Below are 23,773 nucleotides of genomic sequence, written 5' to 3'. Positions count from 1 at the left end.
AGTTTCCAATAAATTAGCATTTAACTATTTACTACAACCAACGTTTTTTCTTAAATATCATCAGCAGCACCACTGAAACCACCGCCATTACCCCTAATAAAATAAAATAACCATTAGCTGCTTTTAGTTCAGGTATATATTCAAAGTTCATCCCATAGATACCGGCAAGAAAGGTTAAAGGCACGAATAATGCCGTGATCACGGTTAATACCCGCATAGTGGCGTTAAGTTGATGCGAGGTTACAGACATATAGCCATTGATTAAATCACCGCAAATATCGTAATACATTTGCGAAAGGCTCAGCAAACGGTCTAAACGTTCGCGTAAATCATTAACCGTATGGATTTCTTTATCTGTGATGAGATCAGTATCTTCATCATCTACATAAGCTTTGAGCCTTTCTCCCATGGTGACATGGTAGTTAAAAGTACGTCTTATTTTTACCAGTTGTGAGCGGTATGAGGTAATTTGTTTCATCATCTTGTCATTACCACTTGATTGAAAGTCATCTTCAATTTTTTCTAGCTCAGCTTCAAAACTAAACATTTCCTTTAGATAATAACCACAACTGCTGTGGAAAAGCCTCAGTGCCAAATGCACAGGACTACGCTTAAGGTATTTCTCACTGTTTTCGGAAAATAACTCGTTAATCGCTAATGAGCTTTGTGGGTGACGGGTAATGAGTACACGTTTACCGATAAACATACTGATTTGCAAATGACCAAATCTTAGGCCATCGTCATTGGCAATAATGCCGCGGTACAGCATAAAAATATAATCGTTAAACAACTCAATCTTAGGTGGATGGCGCTCACGAAGCGCATCATTTATCGCTAAAGGATGGCAATTAAACTGCGTTAATAGCCGTTTCTCTTCTTCTAATTCAACGTTATCAAGATCAATCCACAGTGTAGTATCGTCATTTTCTTGCCATTGCTTGATTAATTCACTGCTACCAAAGACAGTTTTTTTAGTTGCTGATATCAACATACATTTTATCATTATATACTCTCAATATGCCCCGAGTTAAACGGGATAATTATTACCCCTGACCTTTGATTTTATTGTTATAAAGTCAAAAAAGCAGCAACAAGCCAAAGCTAAAAAAATAGTGAACTAAATTAGCATTAAAGCTAACTTATTTGCGCTTGATTGTAATACAATTGTTTGCAAATACGAATATAATTTACTAAAAGTAATAGCATAAAAGTTAAGAGTGAATAACAAACAGTTACCCTCCCACACAAGGTCATATGCCTTTATTAAAACAACTTTAAGGATAAATAAATGTTAGAAAATCCCATTGATAAATTATCCTTAGTCATTGACGACATTCTCATTGCAGAGCATACGCAAGAAATTGTCCAGGTAATGCGCTCGGCCATTGAAACACTCGCGCCAGAACAATTTGCCCTGTTAATTGAAGCACTGCCACAAGATAAGCGTTTAAGTGTTTGGTCTACTTACCCTGAAACCATGCAAAGGTCTGCTTTTGTCGATATGGGACAAGGCACTCGAACCAGCTTAATTCAGGCGTTGAGCGACGAGGAGTGTTTTGAGTTACTGGCCCAACTAGATGTTGATGAAGTAATTGAAATTGCAGAGGAAATACCAAGCCGCCTATTAAAATATGCGATAAAAAATTTAGATGATTCACAGCGAAAACTTTACCAACAAGCACAGCAATTTAGTGTTGATGAAGTCGGTCACTGGTTAGATTACAATTATGTTCGCATTTCAGAAAAGCTTAAAGTCACTAGTGCGCAGCTACTTTTACAAAAAGGTCTATCGCCCTATACCGAAGACTTTTATGCGGTCAATAAAGAAGGTGTTTTAACCGGTACTGTCGCCATTAATGCGCTAATACAAAGTGACGGCGAAAGCACGTTAAAAACACTTTTTTCTGCTGAGATAACAAGACTTAATGCTAATGAAGAGTTAACAACTGCGGCGGAAACGGTCATATTATCAGGTAAAATGTCGCTACCCGTTGTGGATGAAAACGAACATTTTCTTGGCCGATTTACTGTCGAAACCGCCTATCAAGTAAAGCAAGAGTCGCAAACAGAGCAAATGACTACCGCCGCGGGTTTAAGTACCGACGAAGACTTATTCGCTAGTGTACGCACCAGTGCCAAAAACCGTGGCATTTGGCTTGGTATTAACTTACTGACCGCATTTTTGGCGTCTTGGTTTATTGGTTTTTTTGAAGCAACCCTGCAACAAGTGGTAGCCTTGGCGGTACTAATGCCGGTAGTTGCCTCTATGGGAGGCGTATCGGGTAGTCAAACCTTAACGGTTATTGTTCGAGGCTTAGCCCTAGGGCAGATAACAGAACAAAATAGAAAAGTGCTGCTGCGAAAAGAGTTAAAAGTGGGCGGGGTCAATGGCATCATTTGGTCTATTGTTATCGGTGCAATTACTTATTTTTGGTTTGACAGCATCGAACTAAGTTTCGTTATTGCCTTAGCGATTTTATTAAATTTACTGACCGCGTCTGCATCCGGCGTTATGATCCCGGCATTATTAAACAAATTAAATATCGACCCAGCCTTATCTGGCGCGGTTATTTTAACCACAGTAACCGATATTGTTGGCTTTGTGGTGTTTTTGGGATTAGGTAGCTTACTGCTACTTTAGAAAAGTAAAAAAAGGAAAAAAGTAATGCCCGTAGAAACTATCACCTGGATTGCTATTGTGTTTTGTATTTCACAATCTGCCATTTTTTCTGGATTAAATTTAGCGTTTTTTTCACTCAGCAGGCTACAACTAGAAGTAGAAGCAAATAAAGGTAATAAAGCCGCCATAACGGTATTAACACTGAGAAACGATTCTAACTTTTTATTAGCGACTATTTTATGGGGCAATGTGGGGATTAATGTTTTGTTAACCATGTTGTCTGACTCGGTACTTGCGGGTGTTGGCGCCTTTTTGTTCTCAACCATAGTGATCACAGTGGTGGGTGAAATTACGCCTCAGGCTTACTTTTCTCGCAATGCCTTAAAAATGGGCAGCATGCTCGCACCTATCATTCGCTTCTACCAGTTTCTGCTTTACCCCGTTACTCGCCCAAGTGCCCTAATACTTGATGCTTGGTTGGGCAAAGAAGGTATTACCTACTTAGCAGAAAGTGAATTAGGCAGTATTATTAAAGAGCACATTAGCGCTGAAGAAGCAGACTTGAACCATGTTGAGGGTATCGGCGCCCTGAATTTTTTTGCTTTAGATGAAATTAGAGTCACAGAAGAAGGTGAAGTTATTGACCCTAACTCTATTATTGCCTTGCCAACAAAGCTTGATTTACCCGTTCTGCCAGATACTTATTCTGGCCCCGACGATCCATTTTTAACTATGCTAAATCATTCTGGTTATAGTTGGGTGGTATTAACCAACCTCGAAGGTAAACCTTTACTTGTTATTGATGCTGATGGCTTCTTGCGTAGCGCACTGTTTCAGTCAGAAAACTTTGACCCTTACAATTTTTGTCATCGTCCGGTTGTTATCACTGATGAAACAACATCGTTAAATGAAGCCATTTTAAAAATGAAAGTGAGTACCTCTATTGATAAAAACTTCGATGGCGTGATTGAACACGATGTGCTGCTGGTATGGGGTGAAACTAAACGTATTATTACCGGTGCAGATATATTTGGCCGTTTACTTAAAGGTATGCTGCCCCCGATGCAAGATACCGATAATGCCACGGTAAAAAATAAAACTGAAAAAAGTAAGGCTAAGCCCAGTAAAGCCAAGGTCAGTAAAGCTAAACCAAGTAAAGACGAGAAATAAGCATCTAGCGCTGAATCATCCTTTTTCAGCGCACGTTTCGGCTATTAGTTTCGGCTATAAATAGCATAGCCGAAACGCTTGGTATTAGTTCTGCTCATAGTCCTGATCAAAGTCCTGGTCAAAGTCATAAAAAACAGTGATCATTGAGGTTAAATAGCCGCTAGTTATTCTGGTTTTAGGGCTAGCACGTCTGATTTTAATAAGCTTAAAATTTTCTCGGCGGTATTACCTAACACTTTTGCTTTCAAACCTTTTCGACCAATAGTACCAATAACCACTAACCCTGCTTTTTGCCGGGCCGCAATACTGGGAATTACTTTTTCGGGTTCACCGGCCTTAATAAAAAAATTCGCGACAGGAATGTCATATTCCGCCGCTAACTTTTCAATTTTATGCTTTAGGGTTTTCCCTGCTTTAATTTCTAATTCGTCTTTGTATTGTAAACCTAAGTCACGTAAAAACTTTGAAAATTGTAAGGTATAACAGACAAATAATTCTGCGTTGTTCGCTTTAGCAAACTCTTTCGCTGCCGTTAATATCTGATGATTTAGTGTTTGTTTGCTTTTGCGCTTAGTCTCTAAATCAATAGCGGCTAAGACATTTGGCGATTTACGCCATTTATGATCACTGACAATAAATATCGGCGCTGGGCACGCGCGTAATAATTGCCAATCGGTAGATGTGTATAAGAAAGTCTCAGTGCGATGGGCTGTTTTCACTACCATTGATAGCTGGTGTTGTTTTGCGTAGTCACTTATCCAATGGTCAATACGCTTTTCCCATACGACTTCATAACTGTAATCAATGTCGTCAGGCACTAAGGTCTTGAGTGATTTTTCTGCGTTATAGGTGACCGCATCGATTACCGCTTGTTTAATATTTTGTGGATCATCTTGAATATGACGTAAACTTTGATAACAAAAATAAACAATATGCAATGATTGGCTTTTAGTTTTAGCCAGTTCACAAGCTCGTTTTATAGCGACTTGTTTGCTGTCTGATAAATCGGCAACAACGAATATTTTACTCATAATATCTTCTTTTATTTATAGGTATAAATTAAAAGTAGCATACAAAAATTTATTTACTTTGATATAAAACAACTATCTAAAAATTAATGACGAGGAGTTATTGATCACGATAAATTTAACATCTGGACAGATGATTTTAAGAGTTAAGCAGGTCATTATAGGCGAGTGTAATGCTTAACTTGCCCAGGTATTTAATCTTCAACTTTTGCTTTATGTTTTTTATTAAAATAAAGATATAAAAAGCCAGCGATAACAATATTTAAGATACAACGCAATACCTCAGCGAGTTGAATATTTGCGTCTGCTAAAGCATATATCAAGTCAACCGCAGAGCCAAATCCTAGTATGATCGCTATAATAATAAATATTTTTTCTAAAGACATTGAATTAGACATGGGTTTCTCGATAAACATAACGACATTAAGCGACATAAAATGATAGTGGCTTATTAAAACAGTTCTGCTCTTGCATTTCGCAATCAAACCGAACTAGCTAAAGGCTAATTATACAGGTTAATATGCAGATAATTAGTATATAGGTTAATAACTTACTTAACCTATATACTCGCTTTATTTAAGGTAAAAACAACAGAGCCCACTGATTTAAGGTAAAAACAACAGAGCCCACTGATTTAAGCGCTTATTTTTACAAAAAATACAAACAATGCAAACAATAAAAATTACGCCACAACACCAGCTTGCAATAACGCGGCAACTTTCTCGTCATTATACTGTAAAAACTGCGTTAAAATCTGTTGGCTATGTTGGCCAATATTTGGCGCGGCGTGTTTATATTGTAATGGCGTATCCGATAAGTTAATAGGTGATGCCACGGTTTTAATTAGCCTACCGTCTTTATCCGGTACTTGTTTTACCATCTCGCGATGGTGTATTTGTGGGTGGTTAAATATTTGCTTTAAGGTATTTACCGGTCCACAAGGTACCGCGATTGCTTCTAATATCGTGACCCAATAATCAGTGCTTTGCTTAGCGATAATAAGCGCTAAAAGCGGCACAAGTTCAATACGGTTTTCGACCCTATGTTGATTAGTTTTAAATAAGGCATTGTTTGCTAATGCTGAGCACTGAGCGGCCTGACAAAATCGTTCAAACTGTTGATCATTACCTATCGCTAATATCAAGCTGCCATCATTAGTCGCGAAGGTTTGATAGGGCACAATATTGGGGTGAGCATTGCCTAAACGCTTTGGATTTTCACCTGTGGCTAAATAGTTCATGCCTTGATTAGCCAGTGTTGCCACTTGAACGTCAAGTAAGGCAATATCTATGTGCTGGCCTTTGTTGGTATGGGCTTTAGCGAGTAATGCCGCAAGAATAGCATTCGCGCTATAAAGCCCGGTCATTACATCAATCACGGCCACGCCAACTTTCATCGGTTCGCCATCAGCAGCACCGGTTAAACTCATTAAGCCACCCTCACCTTGGATCATGGCATCGTAACCAGCTTTATGTGCGTATGGGCCATGTTGACCAAAGCCTGTGATTGAACAATAAACTAATTTAGGGTTGAGTTTTTTTACTTGCTGATAACTCAACCCATATTTTTCAAGACCGCCCACTTTATAGTTTTCAATTAAAACATCGGCTTTAGTGATCATGTCTTTTATCACTTGTTGACCTTGTCGCTGGGTTATATCAATAGCGATTGACTGTTTGTTGCGGTTTGCACTGTGGTAATAGGCAGCTTGGGCAGGTTCATTACCATGCGCTGGTTTAATAAATGGAGGACCCCAGTGACGGGTATCATCACCTTTTTTGGGTCTTTCTACCTTAATAACGTCAGCACCCATATCAGCAAGCATTTGTGATGCCCAAGGCCCGGCCAAAATTCGGCTTAAATCAACAACTTTAATACCCTTTAACGCTTCAGACATATACCAAACTCTACCCTTTACATTGTTGCCATAGCAATGATGATCTTCTATCTGCCAATGATAATTTATCATCAGCAGTTAGGCTAATTTTTTATGCTTGATTAAGCAATGTACTCACCACTTTGACATTATTGTGCAGCGTTTTATGTACTGGACATTTATCTGCTATGGCTAAAAATCGCGCGTATTGAGCTGTTTCTAGCTCGCCAACAAAGCTAATTTTCCGCACTATGGCTTCAATACCCTGACTTTCACTTTCACATTTTTGACAGTCTTGTTGGTAATCTCGACTGTGCGTTAGCTCCACTTTAATATGTTTGATAGCCAAATTTTTACGCTCAGCGTACATACGTAAAGTCATGGCGGTACAAGCGCCTAAGCCCGCTAGCAAATGCTCATAAGGATCAGGTCCCATGTTATTACCACCAACACTTTCTGGTTCATCAGCAAGCCAATAGTGGCTATTGGTGCTGACGTGTTGAGTAAATTTATGGTTTTTTTCTTCTACGATGACGTGCCCTTTAGCGATCTCATTTTTGTCATGCTTACTGCTAGCAGTTTCAGCAATATGTTCAGTAATATGGTTAGCATTGTCCGCGTAAGTAATATATCGCCCTGCCCACGCCGCGATTACATCAGCAGCATATTCAGCATCACGTTTATTGGTCAGTAAATGGTCGGCATCATCTAAACTAACAAAGCTCTTAGGATGTAAGGCGGCTTGGTATATTTTCTCCGCTTCGCTGATATTTACCGTGCTGTCAATTGGCGAGTGCATAACTAAAAGTGCTTTTTTTAGTTGACCAATATGACGGGTATCGTAGCGCTTTATATCATCTAAAAATTGTTTTTCTATGGTGAATACACGCCCAGCTAAATTAACCTCTGCTTTACCATTTTTTTCAATATCATCAAGCTGCAGGGCAAAATTCTTCGCGACATGCGCTGCATCTAATGGCGCGCCAATAGTGACCACTGCGCTCGCTTCTTCAACATATTGAGCAACGTTAAGCACAGCTGCACCGCCTAAACTATGACCAATAAGTAGTCGTGGTGCTTGATATTCTGTGCGAAGAAAATCTGCTGCCGCAATTAAATCTTCTATATTTGAAGAAAAATTACTATTAGCAAAATCACCATCACTATTACCTAAACCGGTAAAATCAAACCTTAATACCGCAATACCTTTTTGCACTAAAGCTCGGCTAATACGTGATGCCGCCGCGATGTCTTTGCCACAGGTAAAACAATGAGCAAATAAGGCATAAAACTTAACCTCAGATTCAGGACTTTCCAGTAAACCACTTAAGCGGTGTTCACCACTGATAAACTCGACTTTTTTACGCATAGCTATTCCTTGGGTTAATTGAGTTAATTGGGCTTGTGATCTTTCTGGGATTACAATATTTGACCGTTTAGCTTTAGGATAAATTTCTTTCATCATACCGCTACTTTATTTGTTAGGATACATGGCTTATTTTTTTGTATAAAATATATCAGTATTAATTAAATTTTTTAAGGAACCATATGACTATAGGTGTTGGCGGCTCTACCGCGAAAATTGAACTTGAAAAGTTAGTCAATATGACTAGCAAAGTGCAAGCAATAACAGCGACTGAATTAAAACAGCGCATTGTGAAAGCGCAAAAAATTATGGCTAAAAATAATATTGAAGCCACCTATATCAATGCCGGAACAAATCTATATTACTTTACAGGTACCCGTTGGTACGCCAGCGAACGTATGGTTGGCGCTATTATTCCTCAACAGGGTGAGATTAAATATATCACGCCATTTTTTGAAGTGAATACGCTTGAGCAATATATGACCATTAAAGGCGAGATAAAAGGCTGGCAAGAACATGAAAGTCCTTATCTGCTATTTAAACAAACCTTGGCTGAGTGTGGCATTAACTCAGGCCAAGTAGCCATAGATGAGTCGACCGCTTTTTTTATTGCCGACGGTATTAAAAAAGCGGCACCAGAGTTTGAACTTGTTGATGCAAAATGTGTAACCGCGGGTTGTCGTGCAGAAAAATCAGACACTGAAATAGCCTTATTGCAACAGGCAAAAAATATGACTATCGAAGTGCATAAAGCTGTTGCTCGAATATTACATGTGGGGATTACTACCCAAGAAGTCACTCACTTTATTGACCAAGCGCACCGCAAAGTGGGCGCTTCTGCCGGTTCCTATTTTTGTATCGTGCTATTTGGTGAAGATTCATCTTATCCACACGGTGTAAAATCACCAAAAACACTGGAAACAAATGACATAGTTTTGATTGATACTGGCTGTCAGGTTGAAGGATACAACGCTGATATTACCCGCACTTATGTATTTGGAGAGCCTAATCAACGCCAACGTGAAATGTGGCTTTTCGAAAAGCTAGCACAAAAAGCGGCCTTTGATGCCGCCAAAATTGGCGTAGCTTGCGGTGATGTAGATGTTGCCGCCAGAGCTTATTTAGCCAGCCAAAATTTAGGACCAGATTATGAAACACCAGGCTGTCCACATAGAACAGGCCATGGTGTTGGCTTAGATATTCACGAATGGCCTTACCTAGTGCGCAGTGATAGAACGCCACTGACTAAAGGTATGTGTTTCTCAAATGAGCCTATGTTGGTATTGCCGAATGAATTTGGCGTACGTTTAGAAGATCACTTTTACATGACTGATGCTGGCGCAAAGTGGTTTACTGAGCCTTCTTATTCTATTGACGATCCGTTTGGCTATCAGCAAACTTAAGCAAAGCTACAACTAACAATCAAATACAAGGCGTTAACTTCAATACCAGTATCATCTAGTAAAAACTTAGTAAAGTTAGGGATAAACGAACGTTTATCCCTAACTTATCAAAACTAATACCGCTTATAACCTTAAATAGTTTGGCGTATAGCTTAGCTTTGGATAGAATTGTTATCTTATCGTTTTTGATACGAGCTTATGTACGCATTTTAGAAGATATCCCGTTAGTTATTTTATTTGTTCTTTATTGCTATTGGCTCAGTGTTGTCTTGTTATAAATACAGGTCTGAAGCTTAGGCAGAAGATAAACAATAATAATTTAACTTGGACGCTACTTGCGGCTTTTAATTAATAATTTTGGATGTAATATGTTTTATCTTATCTACAGTGAAGATGTTGAAAATAGTTTAGCTCTGCGTATGAGCGTGCGTGAAAATCATTTAGCGCGTTTACGTGTATTGCAAGATCAAGGCAAGCTACTTGTGGCTGGCCCTTGTCCTGCTATTGATAGTGAAAACCCTGGCGACGCAGGGTTTACCGGTTCACTTATTATTGCACAGTTCGACAGTTTAGCTGACGCTCAACAGTGGGCAGATCAAGACCCCTACATAGCAGCGGGTGTTTATAAAAAAGTGACCGTTAAACCTTACAAAAAAGTACTGCCAGCATAATGATTAATATTAATTCATGAAGAGTAACTTTTAGCAAATACCTATGGCTTAGCTTGTTGGGGTTTTCTACTGCCGCAATGGCTAACAACACCATAGAAATGTGTCAAGCCAATATGGAAACGCTTGCTTGAAGTGGTTAATTCTCTATAGGTTTAAGATTAATTAAACTTTATTTTTGACGCTGATAACGGCTTAATATTGCATCAATAATTAGTGCTAATAGTAAAGCGATTAAGAGCAATTGTCCGGCTATAGCGGCAAAAATATCAGGCGCTTTCATAAGTGAAGCCATTAACGAGTCTTGATAATAAAAAAACCACTGATGATCGTTAGGAAATATAACGGTATGTAAATAATAAAAAATGGGTGTAAAACCCCATATCCCCAACATAGCGATAACCAAAAAAACAAAGCAGGCTAAAGAGATTAACTTCTGCTTTGCTGTCGGCATTGCTCTTATCGACTCTGCCGTTAATTGCTTAGCTTTATGGCCATAAAATATCAATAAGCTGAGCAAAAAAAGTAAGTTCCCCCACCACAATTTACTCATATTATCGAGTAAATTAGCCACATCTTGCAAATGCTGCACTTCACTTTTAGTTAATAATTTTTGTAATATCCCCTGATGATTTAAATAACTAATTTCTGTTAAACCATCACCCTGATGGTGGATAGACTGCACAATATCGGCAAACTTTTTTTCGTGTAATTTCACATCGTTAATGGGAAAGTCACGCTTACCTTGGGTGTTTTTTGGCACGCTTTTGCTAATCACGGTATTTATTTCTAATGTTTGGTACCAAACATGATATAAAAAGTTGGTCGCTTTACTCATTTGCCAACTGATACCTAAAGAAAAAACCAGTAATGCTAAGGCAAAAACACACCAAAATAATTGTCGCATCAATAAATGTTTCAACATGATTTTTTAAAATTCATATTCAATGGAAGCACGTAAGATATGGTCTTTGTCATCGCCATTTAAACCGGTTATAAAACCCAATTCCCATTTCAATTGCTTTTGACCATCAAACCTTTGTATGCCCATAAAAGTGGGACCAATACCGGTATAGTCTTGGCCAATATAAATTTCAATGGCTGGCTGAACTTGTGGTAGCCACCGATAGCGGTATTGTAAACGAAACTCTGTTTCAAATTCATTTTTGATATCGCTACCACTTTCATAAATTAAAAACGCATTCAAGGCTAAGCTGTCACGGCCAAATTCTTTTTCAAATAACAAACCGGTAGTAACTTCCCAAATATCCAATTCATGTACTTTTTCGACTTCAAGTGACAGACCCCAATCGGCCCAATATTCGCCTTGATCTGTCATCATCCAGCGCGTTTCAACTTCATAGGCAGACAAGCCAAAGTCACCATCTTTATCTCGCTCACCCACGATATAAAATTCAATCATAACATTGTCAGTTATTGACTTTCCGTAGGCTATTCGTTGCCCTAAACTGTTACCCGCGTCATTTTGATGTGACAACATACGCCATTCAAATTCTTGCTCGTTAGGTAGCACATAGGGATGATATACCTTATCAACAACAACACCGTCAGCCAGCGCAACTTGACATATCAGCGCTGAAAAAGCAGATAAAATCAACAGCAAAAAACTAAATCGTGTTAATTTTTTAAAGATTAGAAAGTTCATCACACCATCTCCTTATGACTCACTATAGTGCGTGTTGACTTTGAAAGCGTCGAGCAAACAAAAATCAAAGTAAAGGCAATCACAATGGCCGAAATATAAAGTGATAGTTGCAGTAATGTTGGCGTGGCGTCGTAGCCAAAAAACACTGTAAACAACTGCCCTAGTTCGGAATTTTCCATTATTAAATAATTAGAGTCCCACAAAAGCCTATTCCCAGGTAAAACATCGATTTGGATCAGTAATTTTGTCGCTTTCATCAATAGTCCAACACTAAAAACGATCAATAGTGCTTCGCGAATGAGGCGACAATAACGCTCAATAAACGCCATTAAAAAATACAACAACACAGCGATACTGGCGCAAATACCCACACCGAGAGTAACGCCTGCCACCAAGGCATTAGAGGCATTATTTTGATGCCAAAAGCCTGTGATATAAATTAGAAAATTCGCACCGTTGAGTGTCATAACAATAACGGTTAAGGCCACTGCACAAAGCCGAACAAGGGTAAGTTTTCGGACGCTTAATGGCCTTTTTACGATTGCAAACTGGCTCAATAACAACAGCGATACAAAATAACAAACAATGTAAAGACAAGCATAAAGCCATTCTCGCCCCGTATCATCTAGTGTATGTGCAATTTCATCCATAGTATTTAATAAAATTAGGCTTAACATTACGCTAGTCAATAACGCGAGGTAATACCACCGCAACTTAATACCTTGTTGCTGGAGCATAGAGATCAAAATAATACTAATGACAAATATGGGTAAAGCATCTCTTAAAAAAAGAATAACGGTATTAATTAACATGTAAAACCTCCTTAAGCAGAAGGCTATTCGCTGCTAGCGGTGCAGTATAAACTAGCGCTAAAGTCTCTATGTTAGTATCAGTTGCGCTCTTTGTAGGGACAACAATAATGGTACCTTGAGCGCTGTTAGGATTAAACTCACCAAAAAATTTGTAACGACCTGGAGGTAAAGGTCCAATAAAAATCACTGATTTTTTTTGTGGGAAAATCACTTTCTCTCTATTAAGGTCAAAACTATCAAACTCTTCAGGGGTGCTATCTCGATTATAAATAACTAATTTTACTTTCGTGTTAGCTGGAATTTCTATTTCAGCCGGATAAAACAAATGATTTTTAAGTTCTACCTCGAATTCTGGCCGATTTGCCAAGCTAGCAAATGACAGTAGCGCGAAAAAGACAATAACGCTTTGCATAAGTTTGACAGAAAATAGGCTCATTAATAATCTCCCTTTGCTGGTGAGCTGGGTAATTTATTGCCATTAATAGTTGCACCGCTGTTACTATCTGCCATAGAAAAAACAACCTTTACACATAAGCCAAACAAAGCCTTTGAGCGACTTAAACTGATGTTTGCTTGATGTAATTCTACAATATGTTTAACAATCGACAAGCCTAAGCCACAGCCAATAACTTTTGAATTATGGCTATCGCCGCCGACACGATAAAAGCGATCAAATACCCGTGAATATTCTTCCGGCGCAATACCCGGGCCGGAGTCTTCAACACGTAATATAAGCTTATTTTTTTCTTGCAGGCACGAGACTAAAATCTTGCCATTATCTGGGGTATATTTAGCAGCATTAGCAATCAAATTTTTCAATAGTATACCGATTGCAAACCTGTTGCCCAAAATGTTCAATGGCGCACTATTCAGTTCAATATCATGGCCTCTGCTGGCAATATAAGGATAGAGTTCACTAATACATTCTTGCAATAGCTCTTGTAAATTAAGCACCGCACTTTCAGCCAATATTTGTTCTGGATTAGTCCGGTTCAAAGTCAATATTTGATCAACCACATGTGCCATACGTTCAACACTTTGCTCTAATTGCTGAAAGGGTAATACTGACAGCGCTGTTGAGTTTTTGTCACTGTCAACAAGGATGACATCATTAAAGCTTTGCTGAAGGTTATAAACATTAATTTTCAATACGCTTAATGGCGTTCTAAGTTCATGGGCAGCATCTGAGGCAAATTGCTTTTCACGTTCAAACGACAAGGACAGTCGCAGAAATAATTCATTTAAGGTTTCAATCACTGGCGCAAGTTCTGTGCTTGAACTGACCGTTAACGGGCTAAGGTCATTTGCTTTTTTATTTTTCAGTGCTCGAGTTAAAAAAGTCAACGGTTTCAAGCCCTGCCGCACCGCCAATGAAATGATTAATGCGAGTAATGGCATGACTAAAATAATGGGGGTAACCGCAGATAAAATTATATCCTCAGCAAGGTCAAATCTTTGTTTTAATGGTTGCGCAATAATAACCCAAGCATTTGTTGCTGAGTTACCTATTATTTTATCAGTATAAGTACGCCAGCGTTTGCCTAAGAAGTTAGCTTCTTTAAAACCGTTATTTAAGGTATTTATTAGCGTGTTTGGCGCATTATCACTGCGTGTTACCACTTGGTTATCAAGCACTATTTGATAAGAAAAGTTGCTGGTTGCAGGGTGCGTAATGACACCTTTAGGTAGCTTAACGGCCGTTATAACCTGAGCTAGAGAGACTAATTCATTATCAAAGACACTTTCTGCTTTGCGCATACTCGCTTTATAACCCTGAATAGCAGAAACAAAAATGACTAAGGTAATAATTGATAACAGCATTAGCACGAGATAACGACGAATAGGCATAAGAAACTTTTAAGCCTTATTTATGGTGTAGCCAACACCACGAACCGTTTGGATAAATTTTTCAGGTAATTTTTTGCGTAAATTGTGAATATGGACTTCTACCGCATTACTCATCACTTCTTCACCCCAATCGTAAAGACGTGATTCAATTTGCTCTCGTGACTGAATTCGCCCAGCATTTTCCATTAATACTTTTAGCACCATATATTCTTTTTTTGAACAGGACAGTTCTTTATCTTCGATAAACACTTTGTGGGCAGTCGTATCGAGCTTTACCAAGGCAATGGAGATTATTGCGCTATCAGCAGTGCCTAATCGGCGTTCAATCACCCGTAAGCGAGCAAGAAGCTCGTTAATGTCAAAAGGTTTAATTAAGTAATCATCGGCGCCAAAGTCTAGTCCTTGAACACGCTGCTCAATAGTGTCGCGCGCGGTCAGCACAATAACTGGCGTAGTTTTCTTTTTAGCTCTAAGCTTTTTTAGCACTAATAAACCATCCATGTCAGGCAACCCTAAATCTAAAATCACCATGTCATGATCAGGAATAGTCAATGACGTTAAAGCGTCTTCGCCGGTATCAACGTGATTAACCAAGAAGCCCTCATGTCGCAACGACTGTTGTAATGCTTGTGCTAATGGCAGATCGTCTTCAACGAGTAAAATTCTCATATTGTTACTTTAGAACCTATTTAACTTATTTAACTTATTTCAAGCCAAACTATCGATAAAAATTTAGCTATTTACATATAACTAACCGTAATAGTTTTAGCACGTAAACTCAATAGCTTGGCTATACACTTCGAGATGAAATTAACGACGTAATTGGATACGTATTTATTAATATTCTTGGTTATTGTCGTTCGCTCTGTAGAAATTTTATTTTAAATCAATTTGCACCAGTAACATAGCAGAATGCGGTGTTTATCTTTTCATCTTTAATGTTTAGAGCAATTATTCCTTAAAATTTACCCGTGTCGTAAGTTACGCAGCTATAGTGTAAATAGCGTTAAACAGTATAATTAATCTCTAACTACTAAGCTCTAGCTACGCTTACTTTACACATAAAAAATCAGCTTAACTTCTTTAAATTATCGATTTAAAAAAGCGACTCTTCTTATAACCTTGAGTAAATATCAGTAAAATAATGCTTGAAATAGCATCAAAACCGATATACTGTACATTCATACAGTATATCGAGGTAGGCACTATGATTAACACTAATAAAATAAATTTAAAAATAAATAACAACAGCTTAGCTATAGCCCCTAGTATTAATTTACCACCTCAAATTAATTTATCTTCTGCTTGGTGTAATATTATTAGTGTAAATAGCCTCGGAGATGTCTCTGAAAAGTACCAGGACATTTGTCAAAACCACCATGATGATAAAAAGTGGATTTTAATGATTAATCCAGAAAATGCCTCGCTAGAACAACTCTCTAACATGGGTAAAATTAATCCAGCAAAAATACTAAAAGTGAATGCAAATAAGGTCAATGTCAGTTTAGAGCATATCAAAAACACGTTATTAAAAGGTACATGTTCTGCGATGATTCTATCAAACGCCAACTATAATCAAGCCGAATTAAAAGAAATATCTCGCTGTGCTGCCTTAGGAAAAACTCAATGTATTTTATTACAAAAAACAGATTATAAAGCGATAAACCAATTGCATTAAATTACTATATTTAGTCAAGGTTTTAAAACAAAAATAAAGCAATAAATTGTGCTTAATCCGACGACTTAATCTCAAGCGCAAAAAGCGTTGGGCTAAGTTAGATTAACTAAAAAATTAAAGCCATAAACTATGCAAAGCATAATAATTGTCATGATAAACTAAACATAATTTCCCTTTAAATAGTTTATCTAGATGTTATGTCCATGCGGCTCAGAACAAACCTTTGCACTGTGTTGCCAACCTTTAATCATGGCAACAAAACCGGCTAACTCTCCAGAACAACTGATGCGGTCACGCTACTCTGCTTACGCAACACAACAGGCCGAGTATATTTACCTTACTTATGCCCAATCAAGCCAAGCTCAACAATCCATTGATGACATCGCACAATGGGCTGCAGAAACAAAATGGCTGAAACTCATTATTCACTATGCCAGTGATCACGAAAAAGATTTAGCTAACCGTCATAATGCTCAAGTAGAGTTTTCTGCTTTTTATCAAGTTCACAAACAAATCTGGCAAATGCGAGAACAATCTAATTTTGTGCTTGAAGATAGCGCATGGCGATATCTTGATGGTGAGGTGTCAGATAGCAAAGCATTAAATAAACCCAAAAAAAATGAGTTTTGTTTTTGTGGCAGTGAGAAAAAGTTTAAACATTGTTGTGCTAAGACTTTTTAGGCAACCGCTTCCATTAGCGGTGCTTTAACAATAGTAGTTTGCACTGCCGCTAACCAAGCCATAGCATTGAAGTCGGCTCTTGGTGGTGTTTGTGTTAATGATATGTCTTGATTTTTTTGCTGGCAATATAAACTGGTATTAGTCATAACCTGTTGGTTTATATGTTTTACATCATCACGAAACGCCAATGGTTTAGGATTAAGTATGTTTGCTAATCTTAGGTCTTCTAACTGTTGTTTTTCAATCAAACTTGCCTGATTATAACTGCTGATATCAGCAACATCTTTTACTGCTAAAGGGGCTTCATCAGGTAATTGAAAATATTTTCGTAACTGTTCTGCTGAAGTGGTTTTTTCAGGTATTTGTGAAAGTGGTAATGTAAATTGGCTATGCGCTCTAACATCGTCGGTTAGCATGGCGAGTAACAGCGAAAAATCAGAACGACGAGCATGATGAACACTTTGGTTAAGCTGTTCGCCTAACTGAAGTTCATGAACAAGTATGTCGTTTGATAAAGCGTTTAGGGTCAAAGTAATCTACTGTTTTGCTACCGATAATATTTGTATCGGCAGCAGCACAGATTACTTTAACGCTATGCGTAATTAATTATTAATTTTTATAGTAAATACAAAGTATTGACTGATTTTCATCCACTAAGCAGAAATTTGTTTAATGGGCCAACGCATTATGAAGCTCGCGCCACCATTTTTGCTATCAACAACAGATGCACTGCCGCCATGCCACTCCATAATCCGACAAACGATGGCTAGACCTAAACCAAAACCTCCTGTTTGACGGTTACGAGATACATCACCACGGGAAAAAGCATCAAATATAGTACATTTGAAATCATCGCAGACTCCCTCACCATTGTCGGTAACACTTATCTGGCAGTAATCTTCACTTTTTGTAATTGTGATGTCTATTTCACCGTTACCGTATTTTATGGCATTAGAAATATAATTATTCAACGCTCGACTAATAAAGTGTCGATCAACCTCAACTCGTTCATTTCCAAGCAGGTTAACAATGTTAAATTTTTGTTCAAATTGTTGGTAATTACTGACCTGTTTTTCGACAATATCCACCAATGATTCTTCGCTAAAATTTATTTCGGGTTTGTCATTATCGAAACTAGCGTAAATCAGCATCTCACTAATGAGTTGTTCTAACTCACAAACATCTTTACTAATGGCTTTGCGATATTTCTCTTGTTTGGCTTTATCATCGGTGCAAGCTAGCATTTCTAAGGCAAACTTAGTGCGAGCTAACGGTGTACGTAATTCATGTGCAACCGCAGTTGAGAGTTCTTTATGAGCATCGATTAAACGTTTAATACGACTGGCCATAGTATTAAACGCCGTAACCATAGGGGCTGCCATAGTCGATCTTGCTTCTGGTGCAACAACATCAAAACTTTCTTGACCAAACTCTATTGCCGTTTTTTGTAACTGATCCAAGTCTCGAGACAAAGGCCGTAACCAAAAAAACAATATACAGGCTAAGGTTGCCAGCAAAATAACACGAATGAGTGCCTCTAGCCTCGGGCGGGTTGGCATTTTAGCAGGCCCCAACACAATGACAGTGCCAGCATTATTGATCTGGTGATGAATTTCTACCGCGTTATTATCATAATAAATATGCGTGTTTTCTTCTTGGATGACGTCATGATTTTGATGGCTGATAGCTTTTACTTCTTGCGCTGACATTAATTTTAATGGCAGTTGCCACTGCTTGGCAGCTTTCGATAGTATTTCTTGCCATTGATCTTCTGGGTGCTTTTCTAAATAGTTAGATAGCGCCAACAGCATACTTTTATAACCAGTGTAAGACTCTATGTCTTGTTCAAGGTATGAACTCCATGCTTCATCAAGCATCCATGAGAATACGATGAATATAGAAATAATAAGGAAGTATAAGCTGAAGAATGAGCGACCAAGTTTCATAAAATGCCTAAAAAAAGGAAATAAATACTGATGAGTCGCTATAACAGCTCACCAGCTTACACACTAAAATAATAGTTAACTCCATGCATCTGGAACAAATAAATAGCCTTGTCCCCAAATGGTTTTAATACGAAAAGGTGTTTCATTACTATCGCGTAATTTTTTACGCAAGCGTGATATACGCACATCAACACTTCTATCCATGCCGTCGTATTCGCGACCAACAACCGCTTTATAAATATAATCACGATTCTGCACTTCGCCTGAACGACTAGCTAATAACCAGAGTAAGTCAAACTCTTGGCTAGTCAGGTCAACATTTTCGCCGTGCAATGTCACTTGTCTTGAACCACGGCTAATATGCAGTTCACCACAATTAATTTTAGCATTTTCTTTACCATCCGTTGGCAACTGGCCACGACGCAATAGCGCATTGACACGGGCAAGCAGTACTCTTGGCTCAACAGGCTTAATCACGTAGTCATCTGCACCAATTTCCAAACCTAACACTTGGTCAAAGTCTGTGCCTTTGGCGGTTAGCATTAAAATTGGCCCTTTAAAGTTAGGACGTAAATCTTTACAAACAGCAAATCCATCTTTACCCGGTAGCATAATGTCTAAAATAATCAAATCAGGAACGAATTTATCAACTCGCTTTTCTACCGTATCGCCTCTAAACTCTTGCTTAACGTGATAACCTTCATTTTCTAAAAACTCAGTCACTAGATCCGACAACTGACGGTCATCCTCAACGAGTAATATCTTTTTAACTAACAATTCACTATCTGACATTAACTGCTCCTACTTTATTACGCTGTATTAACAGCATTTTCACGGCTGGTTGATGAACACGGTTAATGTTTACTCTAGCCAATAAATAACAACCATTGAAAATATGACTCATTACACAAGCATAAAATGTTTATTATTAATTAACAACACTATGTACAAGGTGTTACGGCAATAGTACAACTTATTACCCTGAAATTACAATTAATTACACTAGGACTAACAAGGAGATTTTTATGATACTTTGCTCATAAAAGTGCTTCTCGTCACTATTGATGCGTTGAGAGAATTAGACGGTGCGTTGAGAAAAATAGAAACTTTTCACTTAGTTATCAAGCTAACTTATTATATAATCAATAGGCATTATCCCCACTGTATTATATAAACATTCGTTATGACGATTCACGCTGCTAAAGTTAAAATACCTGCAAAAAACACCTTAATGACTGAACAGTTAAAGGCAAAGAAAACCTTGTTTTCTGTCATGCTGGTGGTGCTGTTTAGTAGTGCCGGCATTGCCTTACCTTATCCTGTATTAGCACCTCTTTTTCTTAATGAAGTTAGCCCTTTGACCACTTTTGCTGATTTACCCAGTAAAATATTACTCGGCATTATACTGGCGATATACCCTTTAGGGGTTATTCTAGGAAGCTCAGTTTTAGGTGCTGCTTCAGGTATTTATGGTCGCAAAAAAACCTTAATCATCACCTTGATTTTAACTGCTGTTAGTTATGTGTTATCGGCTTTAGCGGTTATGGCTGAAAGTTTTTTATTGCTCATTTTAGCGCGTTTTGTTACAGGCATTTTTTCAGGTAATATCAGCATAGCCAAAGCGATAGCGGTAGATTTATCGCCCACGCTAGATAAGACCCACACCTTTAGTCTGGTAAACGCCACCAGCTATTTAGGCTGGTTGCTCGGCCCTTTAGCCGGTGGATTACTGGCAATATACGGTTTAGACACCGTATTCTACTTCGCCGCCGTCGCGATAGTTATTGCCCTGATCAGCGTTGCTTATGTATTACCTGCTGGCAATAGTAACTCCAGTCAGCCAAAGATAAAATTTTCGCAACTTTTTAGTAAACAAAACTCATTTGCCTTACTCGCTAATAAAAAAATTAGACGTATCTTTTTAATTTATTTATTAGCAACACTTGGCCTAAATGCCTATTACGAATTTTACCCCGTTTGGTTGGTGGAAAACTTTGACTTCACTAGCCCCGACATTGGTTATATAACAGTTGTTTTAACCTTATTTATGACCATAACCAGTGTGTTTTTTGTTAAGCAATTAAAATACTTATTGGGGCTTAAATTGGGTGCCATTGTTGGCATGATGTTAATGGCATTGTTGTTTAGCTTACACCTTGTCTTATCAGCAACCAGTGTTTGGCCTATTTATGCCGTAATAGGCATCGCCATCGCTATTTTTAATGGTTTATTACCGGTTTATATTTCCGAGCAATATGCTGATATTGAACAAGGGCAACTTATGGGCTTAATTACCACCACCTTCAGTTTAGCTAATATGCTGATGGCGCTTATTGGTAGTGTATTAGCCTTATTTGGCGCACACTGGGCCATATTATTTGGTGCCTTGTTGCTTATCATTGCCTCCATCGACTTTCACTTTAGTCAAGAAGATATTCGCTAGCTCATTTCGCGCTAAAATTATTAGTTACTTACGCACTAACCCCATTGTAAATTGATGATTGGACTTCCCTTAGTTGATTAGACTCCAAACAAGTTACATTGTAACTTCAACCAGAGGTGTTTATAAGTAAAGGCAAACGATATACCCAAGAATTTAAAATTGGAGCAGTTAATCAAACGAATGAACGTGGTTATTCAGTTGCTGAAGTATATAAGCAGTTAGGTATTGCTACTAAAACGTTATATCACTGGCGAAGTCAATTATCGGATAAAACTAAATCGGTTAAAGCTCCAGATGACCAACTATAGTAGCTCACACTAGACCTGACATTTTACATTCGCCATTTCTGGTGTGTTCTAATGGACTGCAATGAGTGAAGTAATGATAAAGACAGTTAGTGGCACTTTTGAACTACGTAAACCATGGCACCCAACCCTGACTATCAAGCACCATCTCCCAATCATCTCTTAAGTGAACCCTTTAATGTTCAATTAACGAACAATCCAAAAGTCTAACCGTTACAAGCTGCACTTACCTTCAAGATAATACGAAACAGCGTTGCCAAGCTATCTTAATTAGTTTCTAATACTACTCATCTTCAATTTCGGTTATGAAAAATAATTTATCAAAGCGCACTTGATTATGCCTATAACTATTTTAGTCTGCTTAAAATAACAACTTAGTATGCCGATAAATTAACAAAGCCAATTAACCCACTGTTATACAAGTATATATATAATTATGAAAATCATCTCTTTTAATATTAACGGCCTGCGCGCTCGTTTGCATCAGTTACAAGCTATTATCGATAAACATCAACCCGATATTATTGGCCTACAAGAAATTAAAGTTCATGATGAAGTATTCCCGCTCGCTGATGTTGAAGCGATGGGCTATCACGTTTATTTTCATGGTCAAAAGGCGCATTATGGTGTTGCTATGCTGTGCAAAAAAGCCGCTGACGTGGTCACTAAAGGCTTTCCAACCGATGATGACGAAGCGCAAAAGCGCATGATCATGGTGCAAACAACTGATGAAAATGGTGAAAAAGTCACCGTATTAAATGGTTATTTTCCACAAGGTGAAAATATAGCCCATGAAACAAAATATCCTTACAAACGTCAATTTTATAAAGATTTAATGCAATACTTAAATGAGCACCATACCCCTGATGAAAATATTGTGGTGATCGGTGATATTAATATTTCACCTGCTGATTTAGACATAGGTATCGGTGAGCCAAATAAAAAACGCTGGTTAAAAACGGGTAAATGTAGCTTCCAACCAGAAGAAAGACAATGGTTAGCCACCTTAATGGATTGGGGCTTTACTGATACCTTTAGGTCATTACACCCAACTCGTGAAGAAAGATATTCATGGTTTGATTATCGCTCGCGTGGCTTTGATGATAATCGTGGTTTACGTATTGATGTGGTGCTAGCAACCAAAAAATTTGCTAGCCGCTGTATTGAATCAGATATTGATTATGAACTTAGGGCCATAGAAAAGCCGTCTGATCATGCACCCATTTGGTCTACGTTCAGTAAATAAAGCTTTCCAAGTAACATTATACTTATACTTTTAATTTTAATTTTAATTTTAAAATCAAACTTATTCTGTTAATACCATACTTGTAAAAAGGGGCTAGTCCCCTTTTTTGTTAAAAATAGACATTAATGATCCCTATGACTGCAACCCACTATGCTTGCCCTATATGTAGTTTTCCTCTGCAAAATCAAGAAAAGCTGTTTCGCTGTGAGAATAATCATAGCTTTGATCGCGCGAAAGAAAATTACTTAAATTTATTGCCCGTGCAATTTAAGCATTCAAAAAATCCTGGTGATAACAAGGCGATGGTCAATGCTAGGCGAGCATTTTTAGAACAAGGTTATTATCAACCCTTGGTTGATAGACTCGTCGCTTTATACCAAGAAAAAGTGCTTACTGATGCTAACAAGCCAACTATTGTGCTCGATGCCGGTTGTGGTGAAGGCTTTTATACTCATCAACACAAAAATACTGAAAATACTGTTTATGGTGTTGATATTGCCAAAGAAGCAATAAAAAAAGCTGGCAAAAAATATCCACAATGTCACTTTAGTGTCGCGACGTTATCAAAATTGCCTTTTAGTGATAGTCTATTTTCTTGGATTATATCGGTTTATGCGCCTATTTTAGAAAAAGAGTTTACGCGCGTATTATCAGCCGGTGGTTTTTTGTTAACGGTTACGCCAGCAAAACAGCATTTGATGCAATTAAAGCAGCATATTTATCATGACGCTAAAGAACATGATGAAGAAAAATTGCCCATTGAACATTTAACACTGGTGCACCAAGAAAATATCTCTTATCAAATGCACTTAAAAACGGGTCAAGACACGCTAAATTTATTGGCTATGACACCCTTTGCTTTTAAAGCCAGTAAGGAAGCCAAAGAAAGCTTATTAAGTCAGCATGACTTTATCTGTCAGGCTGACTTTCTGATCAGGCTTTATCAAAAATCGAACTAAAAAAATGCGCTACAGATTCACTGTATCGCATTATTAGTCATAACCTTTCCAGAACAAC

23 protein-coding genes and 1 pseudogene are annotated in these 23,773 nt (G+C 38.0%); 10 read left to right on the top strand and 14 right to left on the bottom strand.

Going from position 1 to position 23,773, the window contains the following annotated elements; translation table 11 throughout:
* Window positions 1-31: 31 nt before the first annotated feature.
* Window positions 32-991, bottom strand: a complete 960-nt coding sequence (locus H4J65_RS14435) for a magnesium transporter CorA family protein (RefSeq protein ID WP_182198637.1) — start codon at window positions 989-991, stop codon at window positions 32-34.
* Between the two features lie 297 nt (window positions 992-1,288).
* Here H4J65_RS14435 and H4J65_RS14430 point away from each other — a divergent pair, with 297 nt between their 5' ends.
* On the top strand, window positions 1,289-2,641 hold the full coding sequence (locus tag H4J65_RS14430; RefSeq protein WP_182136827.1) for a magnesium transporter: 1,353 nt from the start codon (window positions 1,289-1,291) through the stop codon (window positions 2,639-2,641).
* Window positions 2,642-2,665: 24 nt separating this feature from the next.
* Window positions 2,666-3,790, top strand: a complete 1,125-nt coding sequence (locus tag H4J65_RS14425; protein WP_182136828.1) for a DUF21 domain-containing protein — start codon at window positions 2,666-2,668, stop codon at window positions 3,788-3,790.
* 164 nt (window positions 3,791-3,954) lie between these two features.
* Here the strand turns inward: H4J65_RS14425 and H4J65_RS14420 are convergent, their stop codons facing one another.
* From H4J65_RS14420 to H4J65_RS14405, 4 genes are all read right to left on the bottom strand, one after another.
* A complete protein-coding gene (locus H4J65_RS14420; RefSeq protein ID WP_182136829.1) occupies window positions 3,955-4,821 on the bottom strand; it encodes a universal stress protein in 867 nt (288 codons plus the stop codon).
* A gap of 191 nt (window positions 4,822-5,012) precedes the next feature.
* The gene (locus H4J65_RS14415) at window positions 5,013-5,216 is read right to left on the bottom strand and encodes a hypothetical protein (protein ID WP_182136830.1); all 204 of its coding nucleotides are present in this window, start codon (window positions 5,214-5,216) and stop codon (window positions 5,013-5,015) included.
* 284 nt (window positions 5,217-5,500) lie between these two features.
* Window positions 5,501-6,715, bottom strand: a complete 1,215-nt coding sequence (locus H4J65_RS14410; protein ID WP_182198636.1) for a CaiB/BaiF CoA-transferase family protein — start codon at window positions 6,713-6,715, stop codon at window positions 5,501-5,503.
* A gap of 91 nt (window positions 6,716-6,806) precedes the next feature.
* Entirely contained in the window at window positions 6,807-8,063 is a 1,257-nt protein-coding gene (locus H4J65_RS14405; RefSeq protein ID WP_182198694.1) for a bifunctional alpha/beta hydrolase/OsmC family protein, read from the bottom strand.
* 179 nt (window positions 8,064-8,242) lie between these two features.
* Here H4J65_RS14405 and H4J65_RS14400 point away from each other — a divergent pair, with 179 nt between their 5' ends.
* Window positions 8,243-9,463 carry a Xaa-Pro peptidase family protein gene (locus H4J65_RS14400; protein WP_182198635.1) on the top strand — a complete coding sequence of 407 codons (1,221 nt, stop codon included), beginning with the start codon at window positions 8,243-8,245 and terminating at the stop codon, window positions 9,461-9,463.
* A gap of 368 nt (window positions 9,464-9,831) precedes the next feature.
* On the top strand, window positions 9,832-10,134 hold the full coding sequence (locus H4J65_RS14395) for a YciI family protein (protein ID WP_182190509.1): 303 nt from the start codon (window positions 9,832-9,834) through the stop codon (window positions 10,132-10,134).
* A gap of 169 nt (window positions 10,135-10,303) precedes the next feature.
* Here H4J65_RS14395 and H4J65_RS14390 read toward each other — a convergent pair whose 3' ends face one another.
* The 6 genes and pseudogenes from H4J65_RS14390 to H4J65_RS14365 all read right to left on the bottom strand — a co-directional run bounded on the left by H4J65_RS14390 (window position 10,304) and on the right by H4J65_RS14365 (window position 15,126).
* Window positions 10,304-11,038 (bottom strand): DUF1461 domain-containing protein, encoded by a 735-nt coding sequence (locus H4J65_RS14390; protein WP_182198634.1) that lies wholly within the window; start codon window positions 11,036-11,038, stop codon window positions 10,304-10,306.
* A gap of 24 nt (window positions 11,039-11,062) precedes the next feature.
* Complete coding sequence (locus H4J65_RS14385; RefSeq protein WP_259367629.1) at window positions 11,063-11,797, bottom strand: hypothetical protein; 735 nt, start codon at window positions 11,795-11,797, stop codon at window positions 11,063-11,065.
* A complete protein-coding gene (locus H4J65_RS14380) occupies window positions 11,797-12,609 on the bottom strand; it encodes a hypothetical protein (protein ID WP_182198633.1) in 813 nt (270 codons plus the stop codon). Before H4J65_RS14380 ends, H4J65_RS14385 begins: the two co-directional genes overlap by 1 nt.
* Window positions 12,610-12,679: 70 nt before the next feature.
* A pseudogene (locus tag H4J65_RS14375) lies at window positions 12,680-13,045 on the bottom strand (cupredoxin domain-containing protein); the annotation flags it as partial.
* A complete protein-coding gene (locus tag H4J65_RS14370) occupies window positions 13,045-14,457 on the bottom strand; it encodes an ATP-binding protein (protein ID WP_182198631.1) in 1,413 nt (470 codons plus the stop codon). The gene H4J65_RS14370 and the pseudogene H4J65_RS14375, both read right to left, overlap by 1 nt.
* 9 nt (window positions 14,458-14,466) lie before the next feature.
* Window positions 14,467-15,126 carry a response regulator transcription factor gene (locus H4J65_RS14365; protein ID WP_182185448.1) on the bottom strand — a complete coding sequence of 220 codons (660 nt, stop codon included), beginning with the start codon at window positions 15,124-15,126 and terminating at the stop codon, window positions 14,467-14,469.
* A 538-nt stretch (window positions 15,127-15,664) separates the two neighbouring features.
* On the opposite strand from H4J65_RS14365, the gene H4J65_RS14360 reads away from it, so the two are divergent.
* Complete coding sequence (locus H4J65_RS14360) at window positions 15,665-16,135, top strand: hypothetical protein (RefSeq protein WP_182198630.1); 471 nt, start codon at window positions 15,665-15,667, stop codon at window positions 16,133-16,135.
* Between the two features lie 192 nt (window positions 16,136-16,327).
* Window positions 16,328-16,816, top strand: a complete 489-nt coding sequence (locus H4J65_RS14355) for a YchJ family protein (RefSeq protein ID WP_182136842.1) — start codon at window positions 16,328-16,330, stop codon at window positions 16,814-16,816.
* Here the strand turns inward: H4J65_RS14355 and H4J65_RS14350 are convergent.
* From H4J65_RS14350 to H4J65_RS14340, 3 genes are all read right to left on the bottom strand, one after another.
* The gene (locus tag H4J65_RS14350; protein ID WP_220460896.1) at window positions 16,813-17,346 is read right to left on the bottom strand and encodes a VC2046/SO_2500 family protein; all 534 of its coding nucleotides are present in this window, start codon (window positions 17,344-17,346) and stop codon (window positions 16,813-16,815) included. The genes H4J65_RS14355 and H4J65_RS14350 overlap by 4 nt on opposite strands.
* 123 nt (window positions 17,347-17,469) lie before the next feature.
* Complete coding sequence (locus tag H4J65_RS14345) at window positions 17,470-18,762, bottom strand: ATP-binding protein (RefSeq protein ID WP_182198629.1); 1,293 nt, start codon at window positions 18,760-18,762, stop codon at window positions 17,470-17,472.
* Window positions 18,763-18,837: 75 nt separating this feature from the next.
* Window positions 18,838-19,554: a response regulator gene (locus H4J65_RS14340; RefSeq protein ID WP_182198628.1), complete on the bottom strand. Its 717-nt coding sequence runs from the start codon at window positions 19,552-19,554 to the stop codon at window positions 18,838-18,840.
* A 391-nt stretch (window positions 19,555-19,945) separates the two neighbouring features.
* Between H4J65_RS14340 and H4J65_RS14335 the strand changes: the two genes are divergently transcribed.
* The 4 genes from H4J65_RS14335 (at window position 19,946) to rlmA (ending at window position 23,715) form a co-directional block, all read left to right on the top strand.
* Window positions 19,946-21,205, top strand: a complete 1,260-nt coding sequence (locus H4J65_RS14335; protein ID WP_182198627.1) for an MFS transporter — start codon at window positions 19,946-19,948, stop codon at window positions 21,203-21,205.
* A gap of 116 nt (window positions 21,206-21,321) precedes the next feature.
* Window positions 21,322-21,513, top strand: coding sequence for a transposase (locus tag H4J65_RS14330; RefSeq protein WP_182198626.1), 192 nt, complete (start codon window positions 21,322-21,324; stop codon window positions 21,511-21,513).
* Window positions 21,514-21,946: 433 nt separating this feature from the next.
* The gene (gene xthA, locus H4J65_RS14325; protein ID WP_182198625.1) at window positions 21,947-22,756 is read left to right on the top strand and encodes an exodeoxyribonuclease III; all 810 of its coding nucleotides are present in this window, start codon (window positions 21,947-21,949) and stop codon (window positions 22,754-22,756) included.
* A gap of 134 nt (window positions 22,757-22,890) precedes the next feature.
* Window positions 22,891-23,715: a 23S rRNA (guanine(745)-N(1))-methyltransferase gene (gene rlmA, locus H4J65_RS14320; RefSeq protein ID WP_259364488.1), complete on the top strand. Its 825-nt coding sequence runs from the start codon at window positions 22,891-22,893 to the stop codon at window positions 23,713-23,715.
* Window positions 23,716-23,773: the final 58 nt, after the last annotated feature.

This window comes from Colwellia sp. MB02u-9, from assembly GCF_014077085.1.
GTDB lineage: Bacteria > Pseudomonadota > Gammaproteobacteria > Enterobacterales > Alteromonadaceae > Cognaticolwellia.
Note: the sequence above shows the minus strand (reverse complement) of the source record. Positions and strands in the feature narration are given on the sequence as shown.

Bases quoted from the DNA above. Each gene is read 5' to 3' on its own strand.
- H4J65_RS14435 (WP_182198637.1), bottom strand. From the start codon at position 991: ATGTTGATATCAGCAACTAAAAAAACTGTCTTTGGTAGCAGTGAATTA.
- H4J65_RS14430 (WP_182136827.1), top strand. From the start codon at position 1,289: ATGTTAGAAAATCCCATTGATAAATTATCCTTAGTCATTGACGACATT.
- H4J65_RS14425 (WP_182136828.1), top strand. From the start codon at position 2,666: ATGCCCGTAGAAACTATCACCTGGATTGCTATTGTGTTTTGTATTTCA.
- H4J65_RS14420 (WP_182136829.1), bottom strand. From the start codon at position 4,821: ATGAGTAAAATATTCGTTGTTGCCGATTTATCAGACAGCAAACAAGTC.
- H4J65_RS14415 (WP_182136830.1), bottom strand. From the start codon at position 5,216: ATGTCTAATTCAATGTCTTTAGAAAAAATATTTATTATTATAGCGATC.
- H4J65_RS14410 (WP_182198636.1), bottom strand. From the start codon at position 6,715: ATGTCTGAAGCGTTAAAGGGTATTAAAGTTGTTGATTTAAGCCGAATT.
- H4J65_RS14405 (WP_182198694.1), bottom strand. From the start codon at position 8,063: ATGCGTAAAAAAGTCGAGTTTATCAGTGGTGAACACCGCTTAAGTGGT.
- H4J65_RS14400 (WP_182198635.1), top strand. From the start codon at position 8,243: ATGACTATAGGTGTTGGCGGCTCTACCGCGAAAATTGAACTTGAAAAG.
- H4J65_RS14395 (WP_182190509.1), top strand. From the start codon at position 9,832: ATGTTTTATCTTATCTACAGTGAAGATGTTGAAAATAGTTTAGCTCTG.
- H4J65_RS14390 (WP_182198634.1), bottom strand. From the start codon at position 11,038: ATGCGACAATTATTTTGGTGTGTTTTTGCCTTAGCATTACTGGTTTTT.
- H4J65_RS14385 (WP_259367629.1), bottom strand. From the start codon at position 11,797: ATGAACTTTCTAATCTTTAAAAAATTAACACGATTTAGTTTTTTGCTG.
- H4J65_RS14380 (WP_182198633.1), bottom strand. From the start codon at position 12,609: ATGTTAATTAATACCGTTATTCTTTTTTTAAGAGATGCTTTACCCATA.
- H4J65_RS14370 (WP_182198631.1), bottom strand. From the start codon at position 14,457: ATGCCTATTCGTCGTTATCTCGTGCTAATGCTGTTATCAATTATTACC.
- H4J65_RS14365 (WP_182185448.1), bottom strand. From the start codon at position 15,126: ATGAGAATTTTACTCGTTGAAGACGATCTGCCATTAGCACAAGCATTA.
- H4J65_RS14360 (WP_182198630.1), top strand. From the start codon at position 15,665: ATGATTAACACTAATAAAATAAATTTAAAAATAAATAACAACAGCTTA.
- H4J65_RS14355 (WP_182136842.1), top strand. From the start codon at position 16,328: ATGTTATGTCCATGCGGCTCAGAACAAACCTTTGCACTGTGTTGCCAA.
- H4J65_RS14345 (WP_182198629.1), bottom strand. From the start codon at position 18,762: ATGAAACTTGGTCGCTCATTCTTCAGCTTATACTTCCTTATTATTTCT.
- H4J65_RS14340 (WP_182198628.1), bottom strand. From the start codon at position 19,554: ATGTCAGATAGTGAATTGTTAGTTAAAAAGATATTACTCGTTGAGGAT.
- H4J65_RS14335 (WP_182198627.1), top strand. From the start codon at position 19,946: ATGACGATTCACGCTGCTAAAGTTAAAATACCTGCAAAAAACACCTTA.
- xthA (WP_182198625.1), top strand. From the start codon at position 21,947: ATGAAAATCATCTCTTTTAATATTAACGGCCTGCGCGCTCGTTTGCAT.
- rlmA (WP_259364488.1), top strand. From the start codon at position 22,891: ATGACTGCAACCCACTATGCTTGCCCTATATGTAGTTTTCCTCTGCAA.